Here is a 22,916-nt window from a genome sequence, read left to right on the forward strand (position 1 = left end):
CGTGGCCTGGCCGCCAACACACGGCGAGCCGCACCGACACCCCTCTTACATCCGGAAATCCGCGGCCATGTCTTCGTCCGTGCGCGCCTCGAGCTCGCCGCTGCGGCAGGCCTTCAGGAACAGGTCGTAATCACGCTCCACCTGGTCCGCGTAGCTGGCGGCATAAGCCGCGAGCGATTCCGCAAACTGATCGCCACGACCGATATACGCGCTGACTTCGATCGCCTGGCCACTCGCCTTGGCATGCGCACGCGCCATGATCCAGCCGCACAGCTTCGCGTAGCCTTCCAGCAGGTCAGTGTCGAACAGTTCGATATTCGCCGACAGTTTCATATCGCGCAGTTGCCGGAAGTAGAAATGGCGCCCTAACGGTCCGTTCGCCCAGCCGAGAAAGATGTCGCTCGCGGCCTGCAGCATGCGCTGCCCTTGCACGACGCGTTCGCCCTCGTGCTTCACGGGAGGCGACTTGTAATACTGGGAGACCACCGACGGCCGCGCCTCCTTGAGTTGCAGGAACAATGGCTTGCCCATGTGATCCACATTCAGCACGACCATGCAGCGCGTGCCGACGCTGCCAACGCCCACCACTTTGAATACGATGTCCTGCACCGTGAAATGGCTGAGCAACTCGCGCCGGTCATGCGACATCGTCTTCAGATATTCGCCCCACATGCGCTCGAGCATCTTGCGCCAGTTGTGGCCCCGGAATGCTTCGGTTTCTTCAGGCGTGAACAGCGTGTTCGCGCCTAGCACGTGGAACAGCGCCGGCGGCGCATCGCGGATCGTCCAGTGCTCGCCGTCGTGCTCGGCCATTTTCTCCAGCAGATTTTCGTGGGTACGGCTCGCGGCCTTTTCCATACCACGGCGCACGATACGGCGGCGCTCGGGGGTTAGCGCGGTTTCCGCCATGCGGTCGAAGGTAATGCGGTCGTACCAGAGTTCGAGCGCGCCGCATTGCGCGTATTGCGTCATGCGATCGCGGTATTCGGTGACCGCGGTCATGACCAGGTGCTCGGCCGTGCCGCGGCTCAAACGCATATGACGCGCGGCGACCACGAGGCTCGCGGTCAGGCGTTTCAGATCCCATTCGAAGGGGCCTGTCGCGACTTCGTCGAAGTCGTTCAGATCGAATACGAGTTGACGCTCCGGTGTCGCGAAGCCGCCGAAATTCATCAGATGGCCGTCGCCGCAAATCGGCATCGTGAGGCCGGTGTCGGGGACACGGCTCAAATCGTGCGCCTGGATGATCGCCGTGCCGCGAAAGAAGGTGAACGGCGATACCGACATGCGCCCGTAGCGCAGCGGCACAAGCCGTTCGACGCGCCCCTCGCTGCTTTGCTTGAGCAACTCGATCGGGTCGCGATGCAACTCGCCTACCGTGCGATGGCTCGAACGCTTCGAGCTCTCACGGGCGGCACGGCCACGGGCCTCCCGTTCGGCGATGGTGCTGGCTTTCATGCTCTTCTCCGGTTTTTTTGTGTGAATCTTTACCATCGGTTCTAGAAGACTGCTTCTGCTGGCACAGTGAGCCATCACCAACGGTAGCCCACACCGCCGAAAATCACATCCGAGTCACGATCATAGCGTGTCACAACACGATTCCATTCGATCCGCGCATTCCAGTGATCGGTCAAGCGATACGAGCCGGCGATCGTGACGAGGCCGGAAAACTTCCCTGCGCCCGGCCCCGGCGTCGGGCTGTTCTCGTTTTCGTTGATCGCATAGTAGGCGCCGACGCCGAGTCCGAGCGATACCTTATCGTTGAGGAACGCGCGCGTCGCCCACAGCTGGCTGGTCAAGCCGTCGCGGCGCGCCACCTTGCTGCTGCCCTCATGAAGATAGCCAACTGTCACATCGAGGTATTTCGCAAGGCCGCGCCGGTACTCGATCGCGCCGCCAAGTGCAGTCGGCGAACTGGTCGAATTGATGATCGTCTCGCCGAGATACACCGCCACTTCGTTGTTAGTGACCTTGTGCGTACTGCCGCTTGCCCAGTCTCGTGGACCGGGTGTGTTCGGGGCATCGAGCTGATAGCCGACGCCGAACATCACGCTGGTCGCATCCGGCCCGCGTTGCACATGCACGCGATTCAACTGCAGTTGCGTGATCCACCGGCTCGACGCGTAGTACGCCGCGCGCACGCTATACACGACACCCCAGCCATGAGTGTCCGAATAGCTGCCGCCTTGCACGGCGGTGGTGGTGTCGAAGTAACGGTAGGGACCGACGCCCGCCTGCAGGACGAACTGTGGACTCCCGACGGGAATGCGGCCCCATAGCTGGATCATCTGGCCGTCGCGATGATGATCGGGAATGTGTCCTTCATTGAGCCACGTGAAGCTTGCGGCAAAGTATTGCCCGAGCCCTTCCTGATAGTTGAACGCCCACGTGTAGGTGTTTGTACTGCCTGCGCGCGAGCCACCGCCGAATAGGGAAAACTCCTGGGCCTGAGCCACGCCGGACGCAAATAGAAGTCCGAGACCGGCAACGCATGAGGCCGCTTTGGCTGCCAGCTTGATGTTCTCGGCAGAATTCAGATTCCGCATGCTTTTCGCATCTCCGGATGGGCCGCTGTCGCTGCCGGCATTCGTGAGCCGATGAGAAGCCGCGTAGCGGCTTCGAGCGCCGGGACGTTACAAACTGTTAGCCATGCTAGCAGACCGCCCGGTAAAAATGCCACACCATGCCTTTTGAATAATCCGGTCATGCACTCACGTCTTCAATCAACCGGTCTGCAAATCTCCACTATTGGTTGCGGCCGCAACGATTGATCACAACTCCGCGGACAAAATTACCGGAAATCAAACGGGCGATTAACCAGTTGGTGAATATTTTCCTTTTTCATTGATGCGCACACTTCAGACATCGCGAATCTGGCCGTTTACCGGTACATGGAGAATATGAGTGGCGCACTCGAAAAATCCCCTGAAATAGGGCCTGTTCCACCGAACGTGCGTCGCGCAAGATAACGGAGAGAGCATGTTTGTCGCAATCGGCTGGGTAGTGGTAATGGCTTCGGTGATCGGTAGTTTTGTCGGGGTAGGCGGGCATCTTCCCGCGCTCGTTCAACCGTTCGAATTGCTATGTATTTTTGGCGCGGCGATCGGCGCGTTTGTCGTGAGCAATCCGACTTCCACGCTGAAGAAAACGATCAAGGCGATTCCTTCGTGTTTTAAAAGCGGTGGCTATACGAAGGAAAAATATCTTGAACTGATCGCGCTGCTTTACGAGTTGCTTCAGAAGGCACGCAAGGAAGGCATGATGTCGCTCGAAGCCGACGTCATGGCACCGGAAGAAAGCGTGCTGTTCCAGAAGTATTCGCACGTTTTGAAGGACCATCATCTGCTCGACTTTATCGTCGACTATTTGCGCATGATGTCCGGCGGCAACGTGAACGTGCTCGAGGTGCAGGACCTGATGGACGAAGAACTGGCCACGCATCATGCGGAAGCGTCGGTCGCGGCCAACGCGATTCAGAAAATGGCCGACGGCTTGCCTGCATTCGGCATTGTCGCCGCCGTGATGGGCGTGGTTCATACGATGGGCTCAGTCGGCGCGCCGCCCGCCGTGCTCGGCGAAATGATCGCAGGTGCACTGGTGGGCACCTTCCTCGGCATTCTTCTCGCCTATGGTTTTATCGGCCCGGTCGCCGATCTGCTCAATGCAAAGGGCCGCGCCGAAGCGAAACCTTATCAGTGCGTGAAGGCCGTGTTGCTTGCATCGCTCTCCGGCTATGCACCGCCGATCGCCGTCGAATTCGGCCGCAAGGTGCTGTTCACCGCCGACCGTCCGAGCTTCCAGGAACTCGACGACGCCGTGCGCGCCACCAAGATGCCGAAATCGGCCTGACGCGGAGCGGCATCATGAGTGAAAGAAAGTCTCGCGCGTCCCAGCAGGACGAGACAAGCGCTCCTGTGATCGTGCGCCGCTCGAAGAAGGGTGGCGATCATGGCGCCCATCACGGCGGCGCATGGAAAATCGCCTACGCCGACTTCGTCACCGCGATGATGGCGTTCTTCCTGCTGATGTGGCTGCTCGGTTCGACGTCGAAGTACGACAAGCAGGGCATCGAAGACTACTTCAACACCCCGCTGTCGAGCCTGCTCGGCGGCAACGAGGGCACGGCAGCGGCACGTCCGAACGTCATCCAGGGCGGCGGCCGTGACATCACCGACACCCGTCCCGGCGACGGCAAGAAAACCCAGACAGAACCCACACCACCGGCAAAGGTCCCACCGATCGTCGCGCCCGCAGACACGGCACGGCTTCAGCAGTTGAAAGAGAAGCTCACCGCCTTGATCGAACAGAGCCCGGCGCTGAAGGCATTCAAGGATCAGATCCGCATTTCGATCACGAACGAAGGCCTGCGCATCGAGATCGTCGATTCACAGAATCGTCCGATGTTTCCGTCCGGAAGTTCGAAGTTGCAGCCTTACGCCGTGACGATCCTGACGCAGATCGGCGCCGCGCTCAACGACGTGGAGAACCGCATTTCGATTGCCGGCCACACCGACGCAGTGCCTTATACGGCCGGCCCAGAGGGTTACTCGAACTGGGAGCTATCGTCCGAACGGGCCAACGCCGCACGCCGCGCACTGGTAGCAGGCGGCATGCACGGCGAGAAGCTGCTGCAGGTGCGCGGACTCGCCGATGTATTGCCGCTGAACAGCAACGTCGCCGACGAACCGACCAACCGGCGCATCAGTATCCTCGTACTGAACAAGGCAGCGGAACTCGCGTTCTTCCACGACGGCGGCCGAACTGCAATTGACGAAACGTCGCCAGCAAGTTCGACTATTCCCGAGGTAGTGAGCCGTTTGCAGCCGGTCAGCGTTTCACGTAGCACGCCGTAGAATTTTTACTGGGCAGAGGTTGAGTTCGGATCGGCTTCGGCTCGCGCGATTTTCTCAACTGCTGCAAAGCGAATGTGGTGTGTATAGAATCGTTCGCATGCGCCCTGCCCCACATCATCACCATGAGCCCGAGCTTCCGCTCCACACGCCCAGCGTTTCGTCTGTGACGCTGGCGGCGATCATTGCCGTGATCGCGTGGATTTCCATCGTTGCGCAAGCCGATTTGACGATCGACCGCACGCTAGCTCGCGGGCTCGGCGTACTCGATGGGGTTGCACGGATGAGCAGTTACCTCACCAATCTAACGGTATTAGCGTGCGCGGTCTGTTTTACCTGCGTAGCGTTACGAGGGCGCAGTCCGGCGATCATGCGTTTTTTTCGACAGCCTACCGTCGTGACCGCGGTCGTTGTCTACATGGCATTTGTGGGGATCGCCTACAACCTGCTTCTACGCGGAACGTGGTCACCGAGGGCGTACAGACTGCTGCTCAACGAATCGATGCACAGCCTTTTACCGATGCTGGCGGTACTTTACTGGGTGTTATTCGTACCGCGATTTCATTTACGGTTACGGCATTACCTGTTGTGGCTGATCTATCCCGTCGCGTACCTCGCCATTACCTTCTGGCGCGGCAGTTTGTCAGACTTTTATCCGTATCCCTTCATCAACGTCGACGTGCTTGGCATCAGACACGTTGTCGTCAATTCCGCCCTACTGTTCGGCGGATTTCTGATGTTAATGGCCGTATTCGCGGGAATCAACTTCCGGCGTAGACACTAACAAGAAGCACGCCACCGCATCCCCACACCTCGACGAAGATAAGCTCAAAGCACCGAATGGTTTTCGAACGACTCTTCGACGCGCGCAGCGCCGCCGGAAGAATGACGCCCTTGTCACCGGCGCATGCGGGGCACGGACACAGATTCCAGATGCACCACTACCCCAGGCAAACTACGGCACCCACTTAGCAGGCGTGGTTTGAGCCGCTTTCTTTTGCCTACTTTTCTTTGCGGCAAGCAAAGAAAAGTAGGTGCCCCCCCGCACAGGGGGAACGCTAATAGACCACTAACAATGCAAGGAAAGGCCAACACCACCAGAGCAACCACCCCAGCAGCGCCAGCCAACCAAACAGCCAGCAAAAAAACCATCAAACCGCCGCCACAACCCTCCGCGGCGACAAAACCGACACAACAAAACTAACAACAACATTAGCAGCGAGCGCAATCAACCCGATATAAACCGGATAAACAGCATCACCGACATGCAAAGCAAACACCGGCTTGAGCCCTTGAGAAACAGCAAGCCCAGTCCCAAGCACAATCCCAACCAACCACCCAAGAAACAACCCCGCCGTATTCAACCGCCGCGTATACAAAGAAAACACAATAGCCGGGAAGATCTGCAAAATCCAAACCCCACCCAGCAACTGCAAATCAATCGCATACTGCGTAGGCAAGAACACAATAAACAGCAGCGCCCCAAACTTCACAACCAGCGAAACGATCTTCGCCGTAGAAGCCTCCGCCTCAGGCGTGATATCCGGCGAAACCAGAGGACGCCACAAATTCCGGGTGAACAGATTAGCCGCCCCAATCGACATGATCGCCGCAGGCACCAAAGCACTAATCGCAATAGCAGCAGCCGCAAACCCAACGAACCACGACGGAAACAGCGTGTTAAACAGCGCAGGCACCATATCGGACGCCGACTTCACATGCACCCCAGCCGCAATCGCCATATACCCGAGCAACGCAATCAGCCCCAGCAACAACGTATAAGCCGGCAGGAAAATTGCATTTTTGCGCACCGTATTAGCCGACGAGGACGACAACACCGCCGTCATCGTATGCGGATACATGAACGCCGCCAGTGCCGAACCTAACGCGAGCGAGGCATAAGCAGTGAACTGAGTCGGCTTCAGAATGATCCCGGTCGCGCCACCCTTGGCCTTGAAATACGTATCGGCCGCATCGAACACATGCGCATAGCCGCCGAGCTTCGCCGGAATCAGCCAGATGGCCGCAATCACGACGATATAGATCATGATGTCCTTGACGAACGCGATCATCGCCGGTGCCCGCAAGCCGCTTGCATACGTGTACAGCGCAAGAATCACGAAAGCGACGATCAACGGCATTTCGCCGGTCACGCCGAGCCCTTTGATCACGACCTGCATGCCCACCAGTTGCAGCGCGATATACGGCATCGTCGCGACAATGCCGGTCAATGCGACCGCAGCCGGGAACCACTTGCCGCCGTATTCCCCCTGCACGTAGTCTGCTGCCGTGATGTGATCTTTCGCCTTCGCGATCTTCCACAGCTTCGGCATCACCGCGAACACGAACGGATAGACGATGATCGTGTACGGCAGCGCAAAGAAGCCATACGCGCCCACCGAATACACGAGCGCAGGCACAGCGATCACGGTATAGGCGGTATAGAAGTCGCCACCCACAAGGAACCACGAAATCAACGTACCGAACTGGCGGCCACCCAGGCCCCACTCATGCAATTGCGTCAGATCGCCCCGCTTCCAGCGCGCGGCAAAAAAACCAATCACGGTGACGAGAACGAAGAATGCGATAAAGACGGTCATCGCGACCGGGTTGACGGGATTGACATCGCTCATTTGACACCTCGGTACACGACGTAAATCAGTAGCGAGGTCAGCGGAACCCACAAGAACTGATACCAGTAGAAGAACGGAAAGCCGGCGAACGAGGGTCGCGTGTCGTTATAGAACGGCAACCACAGCAACGCGATGTATGGGATCAGCAGGATTAGCCATAGCCATGAACGGCCGGCAGATTGGGAGGTCTCCACAAACTTCTCCTAGGTCTATTATTGGAACCGCGCGCCGTGACTTGTGGCCGGACACGCGGAAAACCGGTTACCTGATATTAGACGGCAAAACCGGGTTCTGCTTTTGCACTGTGCGCCGCACCATTGCGCGCCGGAAGGCGCGGTGCGTCGTGGGGATGTAGTATTCGCCTTCGTGAGCGCTCTCACAAGCGCGCAACTACGTAAGCCGGCTACGTAAAACTACTTAGCCCGTCGGCCGTCCTGTCTACGATGAAACTCAAAGCAAAGATTGTCCTGCTGGCGATCGTTCCCTTTCTGGCGGCCATCGCCAGCATCGAAACTGGCGTGCGCCAGGAAGCCACGGCGCTCGCCGAAACACAGCACGCGACCACCCAGGCCGCGTACATGGCCAGCAAGGAAATCGAACTCAAGCACTACGTCGAGCTCGCGACCACGGCGATCGCCCCGCTCTACAACGCCGGCCAGGACAACGCACGCGACGACGCAATGCTGCGCACCCGCGCGCTCGATATCCTCGGGAAAATGGATTTCGGCAAGGACGGCTACTTTTTCGTCTACGACATGCACGGCCGTTCGCTGATGCATCCGCGCGAACCCGACCTCGTCGGACGCGACCTCTGGGACCTGCGCGATCCGCAAGGAACGCTGACGATCCAGCAATTGCTCGCCGCGGCCACGCGCGGCGGCGGCTATGTACGCTACGTGTGGCATCGTCCGTCGACGGGCAAGCTCGCGTCGAAACTGGGTTACGTGGTGCCGCTCGAACGCTGGGGCTGGATGATCGGAACCGGCATCTATCTCGACGACGTCGACGCCACACTCGCGGACATCGATCAGCGCGCGGCGGCCAACATCGATCGCACGATGCAGTGGATCGATGCCATCGCACTCGCCGGGCTCGCCGTGATCGCATTGTGTGCGCTGGTGCTCAACGTCACCGAATATCGCAGTGCCGATGCAAAACTGAAGCGGCTCGCGCAGCAGGTGGTCGACTCACAGGAAAACGAACGGGCGCGCCTGTCGCGCGAATTGCACGACGGCATTAGTCAGATGATGGTTTCCGTGAAGCTGCTGCTCGAATCGGCGTTGGCACGCTTCGAACGCAGCGAAGTGCGCGTGCCTGCGGCGGAAGCCGCGCTATCGACCAGCGTGGCACGCATCGGCGATACCTTGCGCGAAGTGCGCCGCATTTCCCACGCGCTGCGTCCGTCGATGCTCGATGACCTGGGCGTTGCGGCCGCGCTGGAGCAACTCACGCGCGAGTTGAGCGACGAATCCGGCATCGAGATCGGCTTCACGCAGATCGCCCACACTCATGCAGCGGCTTTGCCCGAAGCGGTGAACACGGTCCTGTTCCGCATCGCCCAGGAAGCGCTGACGAACATCGTGCGGCACGCGCAGGCGTCCAGCGCGGCACTCTCGCTGGAGATATCGAGCGACGCCGTCACGCTGACGATCTCGGACAACGGGCGCGGTTTCGATGTAGCGCACGCACTTGTCAGTCCACGCGCGGGCGTGGGTCTGCGCAATATGCGCGAACGGCTGGACGCATTGGGCGGCAAGCTGTCGCTCAGCTCGCAGGCCGGTCATACGATCGTGAGCGCGCGTGTGCCGGTCGTTGCCTCTGCGCTTCAATCGCCGGCCTTGCAGGAAACCTCACTATGAACGACATGTCGCTCGCCATCGCACGTCTGATTCTGGTCGACGACCACCCGCTGGTACGTGACGGCTTGCGCGCCCGGCTCGAGGCTGTGCGCAACATCGAGATCGTCGGCGAGGCGGGCAATGCGCAGGAAGCACTCGCGCTCGCCGCCAGCCACGAACCGCATCTGGTGCTGATGGATGTCGGCATGAACGGAATGAACGGCATCGCGCTGGCCGGTATGTTTCATGAGCGCTTTCCGGCAATACGCGTGCTGATGCTGTCCATGCACGACAACCTCGAGTACGTGACCCAGGCGGTGCGTGCGGGGGCGAGCGGTTACGTGCTCAAGGACTCGCCCGCCACCGAGATCATTCAGGCCATCGGCGCGGTGCTGGAGGGCAAGACGTTTTTCAGCGCAGGGCTGGGCGCGCGATTGATCCAGGCATCGGCGACGCAATCGCCCATTGAACGGCTCACGCCGCGCGAGCGCGATATTCTCGATGCGCTCGCGGAAGGTCTCTCGAGTAAGCAGATCGCGCAACGCAACGATCTCTCGGTACGCACGGTGGAAACGCATCGGCTGAATCTCAAGCGCAAGCTCGAAATCGAAGGCCAGGCCGAGTTGATCAAATTCGCCGTTGAAAATCGTCGTAGGAGTCAGTGAGGTTTAGAGCCACCGCGTCATAATCTCGACTAGATAGTCGAGAATCCAAACCACCGATCCGTCTGCCCCACGCTCAAACTCCGGAGCCCAGGACGATGAAACGCCCGATCCAACAGCACCTGGCGAGTCTGCTGATCTGCATGGCCGCGACGCATGCCCAGGCGCAAGCACAAGCGCCACGCGTCAATCGCGGCCACGATCCGTTCTTTCAGATATCCAAAGCAATCAGCGACTGTCCGGTACCCTTAGGCCCACTCGAAACCGAGCAGGAATGGCTCGACGATAGTCATTACCGGATCGAGCGCGGCAATAGCTGCTGGGTGGAGGGCAGATGCCGTCTGTCGAACGCCTATCTCTACGACGCGGAAATCGCGGACGCCGTCCAACGGCGTCTCACCAACATCAATTACGCCACCCACTGGCGCGAACAGTCGACGTTATGGCTCACGCTGCAACGTCGTTTCATCTACGTGCAGGGCTGCGTCGCACCAGGCTTCGACAAACAGGCGTTCCTCGCGGAACTCGCGAAAACCGCGGACGTCGATCGCGTGATCGACGACACCACAACCAATCCGCACGCAGCGTCATTACCGTATAAAACGCTGGCAGATCCTGACAAGCCCGTGATCGATCCGGGCAACTAGCCACAGCAGCCAGTGGCGCAAATTTAGTCAGCGGCACTGCTACGGTCACTATTGTCCCGAATGATTTGCGCGATCAGCGCATCCGCATCGCGCGAGACGTTATCGTGAACGCGGGTACTTTGCGTGGCCGCCGGCGTATCGTTGCCGATCAGATGACCGCTGCGCACGTGCGTATCCACCGACACCTGCATCGACAGGCCAAGCCGCAACGGATGCGCCGCGAGTTCGGCCGGGTCGAGCGAAATCACGATCGGCACGCGCTGCACGACCTTGATCCAGTTACCGGCCGCGTTCTGCGACGGCAGCATCGAAAACGCACTACCCGTGCCAGCAGAAAAGCCCTCCACGTGCCCCTGATACACCACTTGCGAGCCGTACACATCCGACACGATACGTACCGGCTGCCCGACGCGCATGCTGCGAATCTGGCCTTCCTTGAAATTCGCCTCGACCCACAGACGCTCGAGCGGAATGATCGACATGAGTGCGAGCCCCGGCCCGACCTGTTGGCCAATCTGCACCGAACGCTGTCCGACCGTGCCGTCGACAGGAGAAACGACGGTGGTGCGCTGCAGATTCCGGTAAGCGAGCCTCAATTGCGCTGCGGCTTGCAGAACCGGCGGACTGGCTTCGACCGGGAATTTGCCGCCGAGCGCGCGGGCAGCATCGAGTTGGACTTGCGCTGAGGCGAGATTCGCTTGCGCGACCGCTACCGCTTCGCGAGCGCGCGCCAACTCTTCCGGCGACACGACTTCCACCGATGCATGATCGCGCGCCGCCAGCGCACGTTGCGCCAACGCGAGTTCGGCGCGGCGCGCGTCGATCGATTGCACATAGAGCTTGCGCGAAATCGTCGCGTTTGCCACTTGTCGCACGGCGAGCGTCAGTTGCGCTTTGGCCTGCGCGAACGCGGCCGCCGCTTCGGCGTCGTCGAGTTTGACGAGCGGCTGGCCGGCCCGCACCTGCCGTGTGTTGTCCACCAGAATATCGGTGACCGTGCCGGGTATCTGCGCGGCGATCTGCACGATGTTGCCCGCCGCGTAGGCGTCGTCGGTCTCTTCGAAGAAGCGCGCGCTTAAGCCCCAGTACGTCAGCCACGCCACACCGGCGAGCGCCACCATGCCGAAGAAAACGGCAAAACGCCGCCGACGCGTCGCCCGTTTCGCATCGTGCGCGCCGCTCGTTATGCCTGCCGCGTTTGCCGGGTTTGCCGGGTTTGTCTGCTCCTCGGTCCAGCCCGCGGCATGTTGTGCCTGTTTATCGTTGTGCATTCAATCGAAGTGCGTATCCGTGATGCGTGCGTGGGAGGGAAAGGTGGTCTGATAGTGAGAAATCGGTGCGCCGGCCACCTTGCGTACGTCGAAACCGCCACCGAGCGCGCCGACCAGCGCAACCTGCAGCATTCTGCGGCGGCCCTGCAAATCCACTTGCTGCGCGCGTTCGTCGAGCAAAGACAGGTCGGCCAGCGTCACGTCCTTCTGCATACCGATGCCGCGCCGATGCCGCTCTTCTGCGATCGCGACGATATGCGAGGCCGCTTCCACCGCGTGCGTCTGCTCGGTCGCAAGCGTATCGACCGTGCGCAAGGAAGTCAGCTGACGCGCCACCTCGCCGAGTGCCTCGTCGACGGTCTTGTTGTAGAGGCCGATCGCGGCGTCGACGTTGGCGTAATCGCCGCCTAATTGCGCGTGCAAACGGGTGCGGTCGAAAATCGGCAGGGAGATCGCCGGCCCCACCGAACCGGTCAGCGCCGCGCGCGAGAAAAGCGCGCCGGGCGTCAATGCTGTCAACCCTGCAAAGGCCACCAGGTTCACGTCGGGATAGAACTGGGCTCGCGTGGCGTCGGTATTGGCGAGGGCCGCTTCAGCCCGCAAACGCGCCGCCACGATGTCGGGCCGGCGGCCCAGCAGATCGACCGGCAATTGCGCAGGCATCGGCGCGTCAGCCGCCGTGGCCAGTTGTGGACGATGCAGCGACAAACCCCGCTCCGCGCCGCGCCCTGTCAACACGCCGATCTGCAACTCGGTCAGCTTGATGCGCTCGTCGTTGAGCGCCTGCTGTGAGGCGAGCCGGCTCCGCTTGAGTGTGGCGTCGGCAGAGTCGTACGCGTTATCGATGCCACGCGCGCCACGCTCGCGAAGCACTGCGTCGACCCTATCCGCGGCCTGCTGCTTTTGCAGCAGAATGTCCTGCATCGCGAAGGCGCGGTCGAGCTCGCAGTAAAGCGTCACGAGCGCGACCGTCAACGTGAGCCGCGCCTGCTCCGCATCGACTCGTGCGGCGTCGCGCGTGGAGAGCAAACTGCCGGTCAGCGCGGCATTTTTGCCCCACAGGTCGAGCTGGTAGCTCAAGCCCGCGAACAACGCGGCCGGCGACACCACCGGATCGTTGAACAGCTGCACCGGAATCTGCCGGCCACCGACGGATACGTTGGCCACGTCGTCCGGCTGCGGTAAGCGGGCCTTGCTCACTGTCGCGCCCGCCGTGCCGGTGAGGCCGGTAAGCGAAGCAAACTGTTCGAGTTGCGCCTGCGCGGCGCCCACCCTCGCCTTGGCGATCTGCAGGTCGGGATTGTTTTGCAACGCTTCGGCGGTCAGCTCATCCAGTTGCGGATCACGGTAGCGCTTGACCCAATCAGGCGCGGGCCATGCGCCGTTCGCGTCTGGTCCAATGGTCTGCGAAAGTGCATCGGCGGATGGCTTGAGCGGTTTGACGTTCGCGTGCAGACCCGCATCGCTCACGCAACCCGTCAGCGCCGCTGCAATCAACAGCAACGGCATCAGCAACGGCAAGGTGCGTAGCGTAGAAAATTGCATAGACAGTCTCATGAGTGCCGGGTAAGAGACATTGCACGTTCTCCTGCTACCGGCGTATTCATCTCGCCAAGCCTCGCCGGGTTGGTCGTATTAACGGCATTCGTGGTCCTGGCCACTCTGGCCGCGAATCGCGGACGCGTCCGCTCAAGTGGCCCCATTCGTCCGAAGAACCCATCGAAGAGCCCCAACACAATCGCGTTGAGCTTCGCCAGCTTGTCCTTTTCCAGCAGCACGATCTGCACGATTTGCCAGAGCGTCAGCACGTTCGGCACGATTGCGACCGGCAGGCGCATCCCATATTGCAGCGCCAGCTGCATCGCGTTTCGCGCGCTGTAATAGCGGCGGAAACCGGGGTGATTCATCGTCGTCAATTCCAGCGAACCCAGCTTGTGGCGCCGCCGCGAGCCGATCCGATGCAGTAGTACGAGGGATGGCACCACGTACACGGGCACATTGCACAGCAGCGCACGCAGGCAGTATTCGGTGTCGACGTGGTCGATAAAAAGCGTTTCGTCGAAGCGGCCGAGCCGCGTGAACGCCTCGCGTGAAATCACACAGCCCGACGAAATCAGAAACGCACAGCGCTGCATCGCGGCGTCGGCGTGTATCGACAGCCTCTCTACCGCCAAACCGCTCGTCGCGAGTTCGGGCAGGAAGCGCTGGTCGTTTTCATCGAAGACGCGCGGGCCCGCTAAAAATGCCCGGCCATTCATCGACGTGCACCGGTCGCGCATCACAGCGAAGTAAGCGTCTGGCGCCTCGGAATCCTGGTCGAACAGCGCGACCGCATCCGCGCCCGCGTCGAATAGCGCGCTCAAGCCGCAATTGAAGGCCCCGGCAATGCCGTTGCGATTACCGTGATGCAGCAACGCAACGCCCGCCTCCCCCAACATCATCGCGGCGCGCGCGTCCGGCAACGGCGAGTTGTCGACCACCAGCAAGCGGTCGCATGCCGAACGCATCGCCACCGCTCGCGCGAGTTGCTCTTCACTCGGATGAAACAGGATGATCAATGCGCCCAGGATCGTCATTCGAGGTTCCTCAGTGACCTAAAGCCATCGCCGCGCCGCGCTTGGGACGCGTAAGCCACATCATGGCGGCGAGCACGAGGCAGGTGATGCTTGCCATGTAGAACATATCGCCGGTCGCCATCATGTAGGCCTGTTGCTGCACGACGTGATGCAAGGTGGCGAGTTCGCGCGCGCCGTCGATGCCCATGCCGTGCAGACCCTGAACGAAGCGCTGCGTATTGCCGGACGATTTCGTCACGGACTGCGCGACGACGTCGTAGTGATACAGCGCGCGGTTATCCCATAGCGTGACGCTCATCGCCGTACCGAACGCCGCCGATAACGTGCGCAAAAAATTCGACAGACTCGAGGCCGCGGCAAGCTTGTCGTCGGACACGCGCGAGAGCGTCGCCGCCGTCAGCGGAATGAAGAAGCACGGCAAGCCGATGCCCTGAATCAGACCGGGCGTGATGATCTGCGTGAAGGTCATGCTCAGCGTGAAATGCGCATCCCACCACAGCACGCCCGCGAACACGAGAAAGCCGAAAGTCGCGAGCACGCGCGCGTCGAAACGGGCCGCATAGATGCCGACCAGAATCGAGAACACCAGCGCGAGCACGCCAAGCGGCGCGGTGGCGAGTCCAGCCTGGTACGCGGTGTAGCCCATCACGGCCTGCAGCCAGAGCGGAAAGATCACGCCGACCACCGAGAAGCTCATCATGCCGAGCGAAATGATCAGCACGCAGAACGAAAACGTGCGATCTCGGAACAGGCTCAGATCGATCACCGGATGCCGTTCGCCCGCCTCCCAGATCAACAGCGACACGATCGCCAACCCGGCGACGATCGCGAGCGTCAGGATCAATGGCGAATCGAACCAGCCGCGGTCGTGACCGAGATCCAGCACCGTCTGCAACGAGCCCACGCCGACGACCAGCAAGATAATGCCAGGCAGATCGATCGGCACTGGCTTGCCAACGGGCGCATCTCGGCGCAGCAGCGTCATGCACACCGCAAACGAAAAGATGCCTATCGGCAGATTGATCAGGAAGATCCACGGCCACGAAAAATTGTCGATGATCCAGCCGCCCACCACCGGGCCGAAGATCGGCGCGAGCAGCACCGTCATGGCCCACAGCGCGAGCGCCACAACGCGTTTATCCGGCGGAAAGGTCCGCAGCAGGATTGTTTGGGAGAGCGGCACCATCGGCCCGGAAAAGAGCCCCTGCAATGCCCGGCATACCACCAGAAGATGAAAGTCACCCGCCACGCCGCATAGCAGGGACGTCAACGTGAAAAGGATCACCGCGCCGAGAAACAGCCGTGTTTCGCCGACCCGCCGCGAGAGCCAGCCCGTCAAGGGCACGGCGATGGCTGCGGCTACGGAGTATGAGCTGATCACCCACGTGCCCTGGCTGTTGGACACGCCGAGACCACCGGAAATCGCGGGTACCGCGACGTTGGTTACCGTCGAATCCAGGACTTCGATGAACGTGGCCAGCGACAGCGCGAAAGTCAGCAAGGCGAGCCGCGCACCGTGCATGCCGGGTACGCTGCGCTCGCCGGCAGACCCCGGGCCAACGCCATGCGCCTCGTCAATCGACGCAGCGCGCTTCGGCAATGGCGTGGCGGCGCTCATGCGCTATGCCCGCTGTCGGCGAATGCCGGCATGGAAATGCGGCCGACGGTCTGTGCGCGCATGCCGGTAGGTATGAAACCCTCGATATACCGTGCGGCCGCTTCGCAACCATCCGGCGACGACGCAAGCCGATCCTGCACGCGTCCGCACTGCGTCGCAATCGACGGGCTGCCTAGCAGATGCTTCAACGCACGCGCAAGCGCCTGCGGCTGCAGCGGCTTATCGAGCCGAACGCCGCAACCGCTCACGACGACACGCTGCGCGTTATCGAACTGATCGTGCGCGAACGGCGTCACCACTTGAGGAATGCCGGCAGCATACGCAAGCGCCGCCGTGCCGATGCCGCCGTGATGCACCAGCGCCCGGCAGCGCGGCAACAGCTTTTGCAGCGGTACGTAACGCCGCTTGAGCAGCACACCCTGTGCGTCTGTCTGGGCATCTGCTTGTGCGACTGGCGCATCCGGCGCATCCGGTGTCAAAAGAATCCCGCGCAACCCGCTTTCCGCCAGCGCTACGCTCACCGCATCAGCATAGCGTGGCTGATCGATCAAAGTCGAACCCGCGGTGAACACCACTGGCCGCTCGCCCGCGGCGAGAAAGGCGTCGAGTTGCGGATCGGGCGCGGGCACGCCCGTGTCGTTGAACAACGGAAAACCACTGAGGCAACGCGGCGACGGCCAATCGGGCTGAGCTTGCGCGAACCATTCCGGAAAGAGACACAGCACACCGTCGGTTGAATGCAACCACTTGCCGAAAATGCGTCGCGCCGGTGCGAGCCCCAGCTCCACGCGCAACGCATTCAATGCGGGACCGCAGACTTTGTCGAGCACCTGGCGCTCGATCAACCGCAGCAGCGCTGTTTTCACTGCCAGCGGCAAACCACGCGGAATGGTCAGCCGTGGGTGTGTCGGCGGCGCATGCGCGGAGAGCAGCGTCGACGGCGAGACCTGCACCGATACGAACGGCACCCGGTACAGCTCCTGCATCAAGCGCGCGGAAAAAGCCCACAAGGTGCCGACCAGCACGGTGTCGCTATCGGTCAACGCGGCCAGCGTGTCGAAATGCGGACGCAGCGTCGGCGCTATCACTGCCCATAGCGTGCGGAATGACGTACGCGGATGCCATAGCGCCGGGTTAGCCATCGCCTCTTCATATTCGGCGGCAGTGCCGATCGGCACGAATGCGAAACCCTGGCGCGAGGCAGCCGCGGCAAACGGCGGATGCGTGCAGAACACGATCTCGTGACCGCGCGCGGCCAACGCTGCGCCGATGCCCAGCAAAGGATGCACGTCGCCCGCCGAGCCGATCGCGGTGATGATGACTTTCGTCATTCAGGTCGCTCAGAAGAGACCGGGAATCAGCGCGGCGACATCGCGGCGATACTGCGAATACGCACGGCCGAAGTGACCGGTCAACCAGCTCTCTTCGACTCGCACCTTGTAGGCCAGCGAGGCGAAAATCAGCACTAGCCCAGCCACGCCGCGCCATTGCGCGCCGATCAGCACAGCGCCGAGAAGCGCCAGCAGGCAGCCGGTATAGATCGGATGACGAACCAGTCCATAGGGTCCGCTGCGCACCAGCTCGTGGTCTTCCTTCAGCGTGACCGAGACGCTCCAGTTGGTGCCCAGATGCAGACGCGCCCATACGGAGAACGCAAGTCCCGCCAGCAGCACGGCAATGCCTGCCAACTGCAGCGGTCCGATCGCATGCGGATCGAAGGTCAACGCCGCCGTGTTGAAGTCCGGCAGCACGATCAACGCGCCTCCGCTGATCAACGGAATCGACTGCAACGTACGCGACAAAGACGCCTCCTTGCGCGCGGTTTCCTTGACGCGGTTCGACGTCGCGATCCAATACAGCAGCCACAGCGTCCACGGTACGACGATAGCGATGCTCTGAGCGATATTCACGGTGTTTCGACCTGTTGGAACGAGTGATCGGCGGTGGCTTGCAACGCGACATTCGCGACGTTCGCGATGGCGGGTTGTTGCACCGGCATGATGGGCGAGCGGGTGGCGAACGTGTCGAAGCCATCGAGCCCACGGCTCGGTGTCTGCACCCGCGCGGCGCCGAAGTAATCGAAAATGGCCGTGCGAACCTGGCGCAACGCGGCCCGCCCTTCGAGATCGAGGAAATGCCCGGCCTGCTCGATCGTGAGAAACTCGGCGCGCTTCAGATGCGCGCTAAGCGAGCGGGCGTCCTCAGGCGTGGTGTAGTCGTCGAGCTCGCCATTGAGGAATTTCAGCCCGCACTCGATGTTGCGGAACTCGTGCAGATAGTCCTCTGGACGGATGGCCAGAATCTGGTCGACGTGGAAGGCCACCTGGTCCTGCTCATCGCGTGGCAGCGTAGAGAGGTAGCGGTAGTTATAGAGCTTCATGATGCGCGGCAGATGCTGGCCAACGGTATCGTTGAGCAGCTGCGCAGCCTTCAGATTTTCACCGGCCGCGATGTGGTCGCGTGCCGCGGTCACGTACGCGGTCATCGCTGCGTTCAGCCGCGGCGAGAACGACGCAATCACCGCGCGCCTAACGCTGGTGCGCGCCCGCGAGAGCGCCAGCAGCGACGCCACCCCGCCCCACGACACCGATAACAGGAAGCTCGGCTCGAATAAGCCTATTAGATGCAGCAGAATGTCGACTTCATCGTCTTTTGTCAGAACGAAGTCGCACACGTTATGCGTTTTCGATTGACCCGCATAAGGTAAATCGAAACAAATTGGGTTATAGCGTTCGCCGAGGTATTTGATTGTCTGTCCGAACGACGCCGTGGTGGCCAGCGCGCCGTTGATCAGAATGACACTCTCGAAGGCCGGATCGAATACGTGACGTTCAACGTAGACTTTCAGGCCCGCCGGTAGCGGAACAAGGAGTTTTTCGATGGGCATGGCGTATTCGCATGCACTTGCGCAACGCAAATGCGTACCGATACCGCGCCCGCACTCGCGGACGCCTTGCGGCCGTACTACCGGGGATCAGGCCCATGCGATTTGCCTTTACATATCTTTACGCCGGCAAATCCGATCCGCGACGACCGCTGCTGCACCGAAAACACGTACCACTCGACGTGATACCTGCCGGCTCTTCATGACGCGTGCCTGAACCCAGGTCCGCTTCAATCGGGCGTTCGATGCCTCGTAATATATTTATATGTAATTTCGAATACGTTGCTTCAATCTCTGCAGCACGCCATTCGTTGCTGCCACTCTGCCCTCACTGCGTGAAGACTTCATGTCAATATACGATGACGGAAAGCTTTTTAACATGTTTCAAAAATAAAAGCTAAAAAAAGTCATTGAGCATACGTTCGAAATGGGCGGGAAAATGTTATTGAAAGGAAACAGCAGCGCGTTGCGCGGTCATTGCATCACAGCTGCGTATCCAGCAGCGACGCGAACTTCTCGATCAGCTTCTCCCGGAATGGCCGTCGCAGCCACGCGTCGAGTGTGACCTGGTGCGACTGCCTGATGTCGTCTGCGAAGGTTGCGGTTTGCTGCTTCGCGAAGTCGTGGTCGTAGATATTCAGGTTCGCTTCGTCGTTCAGTTTGAACGAACGGTTGTCGAAATTGGTGGAGCCGACCGAGACCAGGTACTCGTCCACCACCAGCAACTTGCAATGAAACATGGTCGGCTGATACTCGAACATTTCGACACCCGCTCGCAGCAGGTCGCCCCAACAGGCACGCGACGCTTCACGCACGGTATGAGTGTCGATACGTTTTCCGGGCGTGATGATCTGTACTTTCACACCGCGCTTTGCCGCTTCGACGATTGCGTTGATCGTCAGCTTGTCCGGTACAAAGTAGGCACTCGCCAGATGAATGGAGCGAGTCGCCGCGGTGATCGCCATCAGATACATCAACTGCATATCATCGCTGCCGCCTGAAGGCGAACTGCTGAACATATGCGCGAGGCCATCACCGACGCCCTCAACTTCTGGAAAGTAGTCGGGCCCATGCAGCACATTGCCGGTCGCTTTAACCCAGTTGTCCATGAACACGGCCTGCATGTGGCCAACTACCGGGCCGGCCACACGAAAATGAGTATCGCGCCAATGTTTTTCGTCTTGGGCGTGGCCGGTCCATTCCGGTGCAATGCCCACGCCGCCCGTAAAGCCGATATGCCCGTCAATCACCAGCAGCTTGCGGTGAGTGCGGTCGTTCATCCGCCCGAGACCGGTCCAGTGCGGCTTGTGATACTGGATCACTTCCGCGCCCGCATCGCGCAGCATGTTCAGATAACGCTTGTCCATTTTCGACGAGCCCACCCAATCGAGCAGTACATGAACAGCAACGCCTTCGCGTGCTTTGTCCGCCAGTGCGCGGGCGATCTGCTCGCCTATTCCGCCGGACCAGTAGATGAAGGTTTCAAACGTGATGGTTTTACTGGCGGAGCGGATGCCTTCGAGCATCGACGGAAAGATATGTTCGCCGTTCAGCAACATCTCGAAGCGGTTTCCGGACACTACGGGCGGCCCGAGCAGCAGGCCCATCGAACGGAGAAACTGCGGGTCGTCACTCGTATAAAGCCGTTCGATTTTGTGTTCGATCTTCTTTTCGCCACTCGACAGATTGGCAATCACCAATATGATGACGAGCGTGACAAAGGCGGTAATTGGAATCATCAGCATGCGTGGCCTCGATGCTAATCGGCAGGACGCGCCGGGTAGGCACCCTGCGTTTGTGGTTTGCCGTTTGGTGGGCACGCCGGGACCTTAGGCCCGGGTTCTTACTAACTGGGCAGGACGCATTGCGCGTGCCCGTTGCCAGGACCGCGTTTTGCTACGCAGTGTGCCAAGTGGCTGGAGAGGCTGGCATTGGAGCACCCGAACGCTGCGTGAGGCGAGCGTTCAGGCTATGGGACAGACTGAAAAGAGACGGCATCACTAGCGGCATAACCGCCAGGAAGATTAGCGGACCAGCGAGAAAGCTTCCCGGCAGGCGATCTCACCCGCGCCATACACGCCGACCACCGTATAGTCCGACGCCACGCATTCGAACGTTGCGCCCTGAAACGTGATGACGAAATGGCGTTGTGCAGGACCGGGCGACGTGACCGCCGAAATCTCGGCGGCCAGCGACGAATTCATGACTTCGTGAACCGAGTACCCACTGAGACCTTGTGAAGCGAGTGGATGGATCTCGAGATCGACATCGCCCGGCGGCCCGAGCCGATGAAACACGGCGTCGGGAAATAGCACCGTGCAAAATGGATCGTCGTCGGAATCGAATGGTCCGAACCGTTCGAAGTCGGATTCAGCAATCGGATAAGCCAGAATCACCCGGCGGTCGCTGGCGACAATGAATGGTTCGGCGGCGTCGGCTGCCGGATGAGGAACGGAGTCCAGCAGGACGACATGGTCTTCCTGCTGGGGTACTTCGAGCATGCTGGTCATCTACTTCACGACTCCGTTGCGCTTACGCGCCGGCTTGCACTGACGAGGTTTGCGGCGCTGCGGCAGCGCTCGTCGCGCCGGCTTTGCGTCGACCACCCGCCTTGCGGCCCGGCGCCTTTTTAGCCGTTGCGGTTTTCTTCACTGCAGTCTTCTTTACCGCGGCTTTCTTCGCAGCAGGTTTAGCTGCGCTTTTCTTTGCCGCAGCCTTTTTAGTCGCTGCAGTACCCTTCTTCGCAGCTGCCTTAGACGTCACCGCCTTTTTCGCCGTCACAACTTTTTTGGCAGCGACATTGCCGGTAGCTGCGGCGCCATCAATCAGAAATCTGGTGCGGTCCTTGACCGTGGCGAGCCATGCCGGCGCCGGGCCGCGTCCGCTCCAGGTCGCACCAGTTTTCGGATTGAGGTACTTGGCCGGCTGTGCGCCTTTAGGCTGACCTTTACTTTTGCCTTTGGCCTGAGTGACCGCTGCCTTCGCCGCGGACTTCAGTTCGCTTGCGCCTTCAATCAGGAATTGAGTCCGGTCTTTCACGGCGGCAATCCAGGCCGGTGCACGCCCGTGACCTGTCCATGTCGCGCCCGTTTTATGATCGCGGTACTTCGGCACAGACTTACCCGCGCCGGCTGCTTTTGCCTTGCCACCTGCAGCATGACCATTCAAACCGCGCGCGGCGCGTCTCGCCTTTGCCTTTGCTTCGATATCTGCGGTAGTGAGACCGTGCTTGAGCATCAGGTCGCGAATCTGGTCGACCGCGACTTGTGCTTTCCTGGCAATAAGGACGTCAGCTTGCGCCTGGAGCTTCTTAAGCTTTGCTTGGATTTGCTCTAACGTGGGCATTTGATTGCTCCTTATGTGGTAATCGATCGAACTATGCCATGAATAACGCGAGAAAGGCAGATCTATGCAACTATAAAGGCATCAGGTTTACACGGAAATGTATCCCGTGGAGTACGAACTTTCGAGCTCACTACTCCATAGCCGCATTCCTCAATCTTTCCAATTGCCGGCCAGTCACTCAAATAGGAGTAAAGACGACAACCTGGCGGTCAGCGATATATTTCACACTGCGCATGAACCGGTACTGCTGATCGTCAGCAGTTATCCGGTTGAGTCCCAACTGCGTCAGCGCCAGCATCTCGTCGGCCTGGAAGGCGGCCACTACGCCGTGATCCGTCAAATCCTCCAGCGTGCCGGACGGATTGCCGACATAAATACTGCGCACCTGCGTGCCGATCCGCATCAGAACCACGCTTTCTCCCTCGTCGAGCGCCAGTTCAAGATAGGTGGCAAGCGTTCTTAATGATTCCGGCGTGCAAGCCTGGGCCTGATAGATTGCAGCATTCGATGGCGTCATTTCTGTTTCCCCGTCACCCATGTCAAGAGAGGCCGGCCGCCGTGCAATGCGGCAATAGTCGCTTCTACTATAGGC

The 22,916-nt window shown here is 60.4% G+C and carries 19 protein-coding genes and 2 pseudogenes; 6 read left to right on the forward strand and 15 right to left on the reverse strand.

Annotated elements, in window-relative coordinates:
* Nucleotides 1-45 precede the first annotated feature (45 nt).
* Nucleotides 46-1,458 carry a DUF2252 domain-containing protein gene (locus R8871_RS01955; RefSeq protein WP_175048804.1) on the reverse strand — a complete coding sequence of 471 codons (1,413 nt, stop codon included), beginning with the start codon at nt 1,456-1,458 and terminating at the stop codon, nt 46-48.
* Between the two features lie 74 nt (nt 1,459-1,532).
* The gene (locus R8871_RS01960; RefSeq protein ID WP_175048805.1) at nt 1,533-2,546 is read right to left on the reverse strand and encodes a hypothetical protein; all 1,014 of its coding nucleotides are present in this window, start codon (nt 2,544-2,546) and stop codon (nt 1,533-1,535) included.
* A 433-nt stretch (nt 2,547-2,979) separates the two neighbouring features.
* Between R8871_RS01960 and motA the strand changes: the two genes are divergently transcribed.
* The 3 genes from motA (at nt 2,980) to R8871_RS01975 (ending at nt 5,634) form a co-directional block, all read left to right on the forward strand.
* Entirely contained in the window at nt 2,980-3,849 is an 870-nt protein-coding gene (motA, locus tag R8871_RS01965) for a flagellar motor stator protein MotA (RefSeq protein ID WP_093634921.1), read from the forward strand.
* A 14-nt stretch (nt 3,850-3,863) separates the two neighbouring features.
* Complete coding sequence (gene motB / locus R8871_RS01970) at nt 3,864-4,853, forward strand: flagellar motor protein MotB (RefSeq protein ID WP_175048806.1); 990 nt, start codon at nt 3,864-3,866, stop codon at nt 4,851-4,853.
* A gap of 97 nt (nt 4,854-4,950) precedes the next feature.
* Nucleotides 4,951-5,634, forward strand: a complete 684-nt coding sequence (locus R8871_RS01975; RefSeq protein WP_175048807.1) for a Pr6Pr family membrane protein — start codon at nt 4,951-4,953, stop codon at nt 5,632-5,634.
* Between the two features lie 367 nt (nt 5,635-6,001).
* Here R8871_RS01975 and mctP read toward each other — a convergent pair whose 3' ends face one another.
* The gene (mctP, locus tag R8871_RS01980; RefSeq protein WP_175048808.1) at nt 6,002-7,483 is read right to left on the reverse strand and encodes a monocarboxylate uptake permease MctP; all 1,482 of its coding nucleotides are present in this window, start codon (nt 7,481-7,483) and stop codon (nt 6,002-6,004) included.
* Nucleotides 7,480-7,677 (reverse strand): DUF3311 domain-containing protein, encoded by a 198-nt coding sequence (locus R8871_RS01985; protein ID WP_093634922.1) that lies wholly within the window; start codon nt 7,675-7,677, stop codon nt 7,480-7,482. Before R8871_RS01985 ends, mctP begins: the two co-directional genes overlap by 4 nt.
* Before the next feature lie 249 nt (nt 7,678-7,926).
* Between R8871_RS01985 and R8871_RS01990 the strand changes: the two genes are divergently transcribed.
* The 3 genes from R8871_RS01990 to R8871_RS02000 all read left to right on the forward strand — a co-directional run bounded on the left by R8871_RS01990 (nt 7,927) and on the right by R8871_RS02000 (nt 10,630).
* Entirely contained in the window at nt 7,927-9,342 is a 1,416-nt protein-coding gene (locus R8871_RS01990) for a cache domain-containing protein (protein ID WP_175048809.1), read from the forward strand.
* Nucleotides 9,339-9,986 carry a response regulator gene (locus R8871_RS01995; protein WP_175048810.1) on the forward strand — a complete coding sequence of 216 codons (648 nt, stop codon included), beginning with the start codon at nt 9,339-9,341 and terminating at the stop codon, nt 9,984-9,986. Before R8871_RS01990 ends, R8871_RS01995 begins: the two co-directional genes overlap by 4 nt.
* A gap of 95 nt (nt 9,987-10,081) precedes the next feature.
* Complete coding sequence (locus R8871_RS02000; protein WP_175048811.1) at nt 10,082-10,630, forward strand: hypothetical protein; 549 nt, start codon at nt 10,082-10,084, stop codon at nt 10,628-10,630.
* Between the two features lie 23 nt (nt 10,631-10,653).
* Here the strand turns inward: R8871_RS02000 and R8871_RS02005 are convergent, their stop codons facing one another.
* The 11 genes and pseudogenes from R8871_RS02005 to R8871_RS02055 form a co-directional block, all read right to left on the reverse strand.
* Nucleotides 10,654-11,901: an HlyD family secretion protein gene (locus R8871_RS02005; protein ID WP_175048812.1), complete on the reverse strand. Its 1,248-nt coding sequence runs from the start codon at nt 11,899-11,901 to the stop codon at nt 10,654-10,656.
* Nucleotides 11,902-13,446, reverse strand: coding sequence for an efflux transporter outer membrane subunit (locus R8871_RS02010; protein ID WP_246287313.1), 1,545 nt, complete (start codon nt 13,444-13,446; stop codon nt 11,902-11,904).
* A 134-nt stretch (nt 13,447-13,580) separates the two neighbouring features.
* Nucleotides 13,581-14,477, reverse strand: a pseudogene (locus tag R8871_RS02015) (glycosyltransferase family 2 protein); the annotation flags it as partial.
* Nucleotides 14,478-14,487: 10 nt separating this feature from the next.
* On the reverse strand, nt 14,488-16,095 hold the full coding sequence (locus R8871_RS02020; protein ID WP_175048815.1) for a DHA2 family efflux MFS transporter permease subunit: 1,608 nt from the start codon (nt 16,093-16,095) through the stop codon (nt 14,488-14,490).
* Nucleotides 16,092-17,426: a glycosyltransferase gene (locus tag R8871_RS02025; protein ID WP_175048816.1), complete on the reverse strand. Its 1,335-nt coding sequence runs from the start codon at nt 17,424-17,426 to the stop codon at nt 16,092-16,094. The genes R8871_RS02020 and R8871_RS02025 overlap by 4 nt, the downstream gene beginning before the upstream one ends.
* A 9-nt stretch (nt 17,427-17,435) precedes the next feature.
* Nucleotides 17,436-18,005 (reverse strand): methyltransferase family protein, encoded by a 570-nt coding sequence (locus tag R8871_RS02030; RefSeq protein WP_175048817.1) that lies wholly within the window; start codon nt 18,003-18,005, stop codon nt 17,436-17,438.
* 149 nt (nt 18,006-18,154) lie between these two features.
* A pseudogene (locus R8871_RS02035) lies at nt 18,155-18,982 on the reverse strand (alpha/beta fold hydrolase); the annotation flags it as partial.
* A 479-nt stretch (nt 18,983-19,461) separates the two neighbouring features.
* The gene (gene cls / locus R8871_RS02040; RefSeq protein WP_175048819.1) at nt 19,462-20,724 is read right to left on the reverse strand and encodes a cardiolipin synthase; all 1,263 of its coding nucleotides are present in this window, start codon (nt 20,722-20,724) and stop codon (nt 19,462-19,464) included.
* A gap of 279 nt (nt 20,725-21,003) precedes the next feature.
* Nucleotides 21,004-21,489 carry a hypothetical protein gene (locus R8871_RS02045; RefSeq protein WP_154567078.1) on the reverse strand — a complete coding sequence of 162 codons (486 nt, stop codon included), beginning with the start codon at nt 21,487-21,489 and terminating at the stop codon, nt 21,004-21,006.
* Between the two features lie 22 nt (nt 21,490-21,511).
* Entirely contained in the window at nt 21,512-22,324 is an 813-nt protein-coding gene (locus R8871_RS02050) for an H-NS family nucleoid-associated regulatory protein (protein ID WP_175048820.1), read from the reverse strand.
* Between the two features lie 178 nt (nt 22,325-22,502).
* On the reverse strand, nt 22,503-22,841 hold the full coding sequence (locus R8871_RS02055) for a hypothetical protein (RefSeq protein WP_175048821.1): 339 nt from the start codon (nt 22,839-22,841) through the stop codon (nt 22,503-22,505).
* Nucleotides 22,842-22,916: the final 75 nt, after the last annotated feature.

The organism is Paraburkholderia sediminicola (genome assembly GCF_902859805.1).
Classification (GTDB): Bacteria; Pseudomonadota; Gammaproteobacteria; order Burkholderiales; family Burkholderiaceae; genus Paraburkholderia; species Paraburkholderia sediminicola.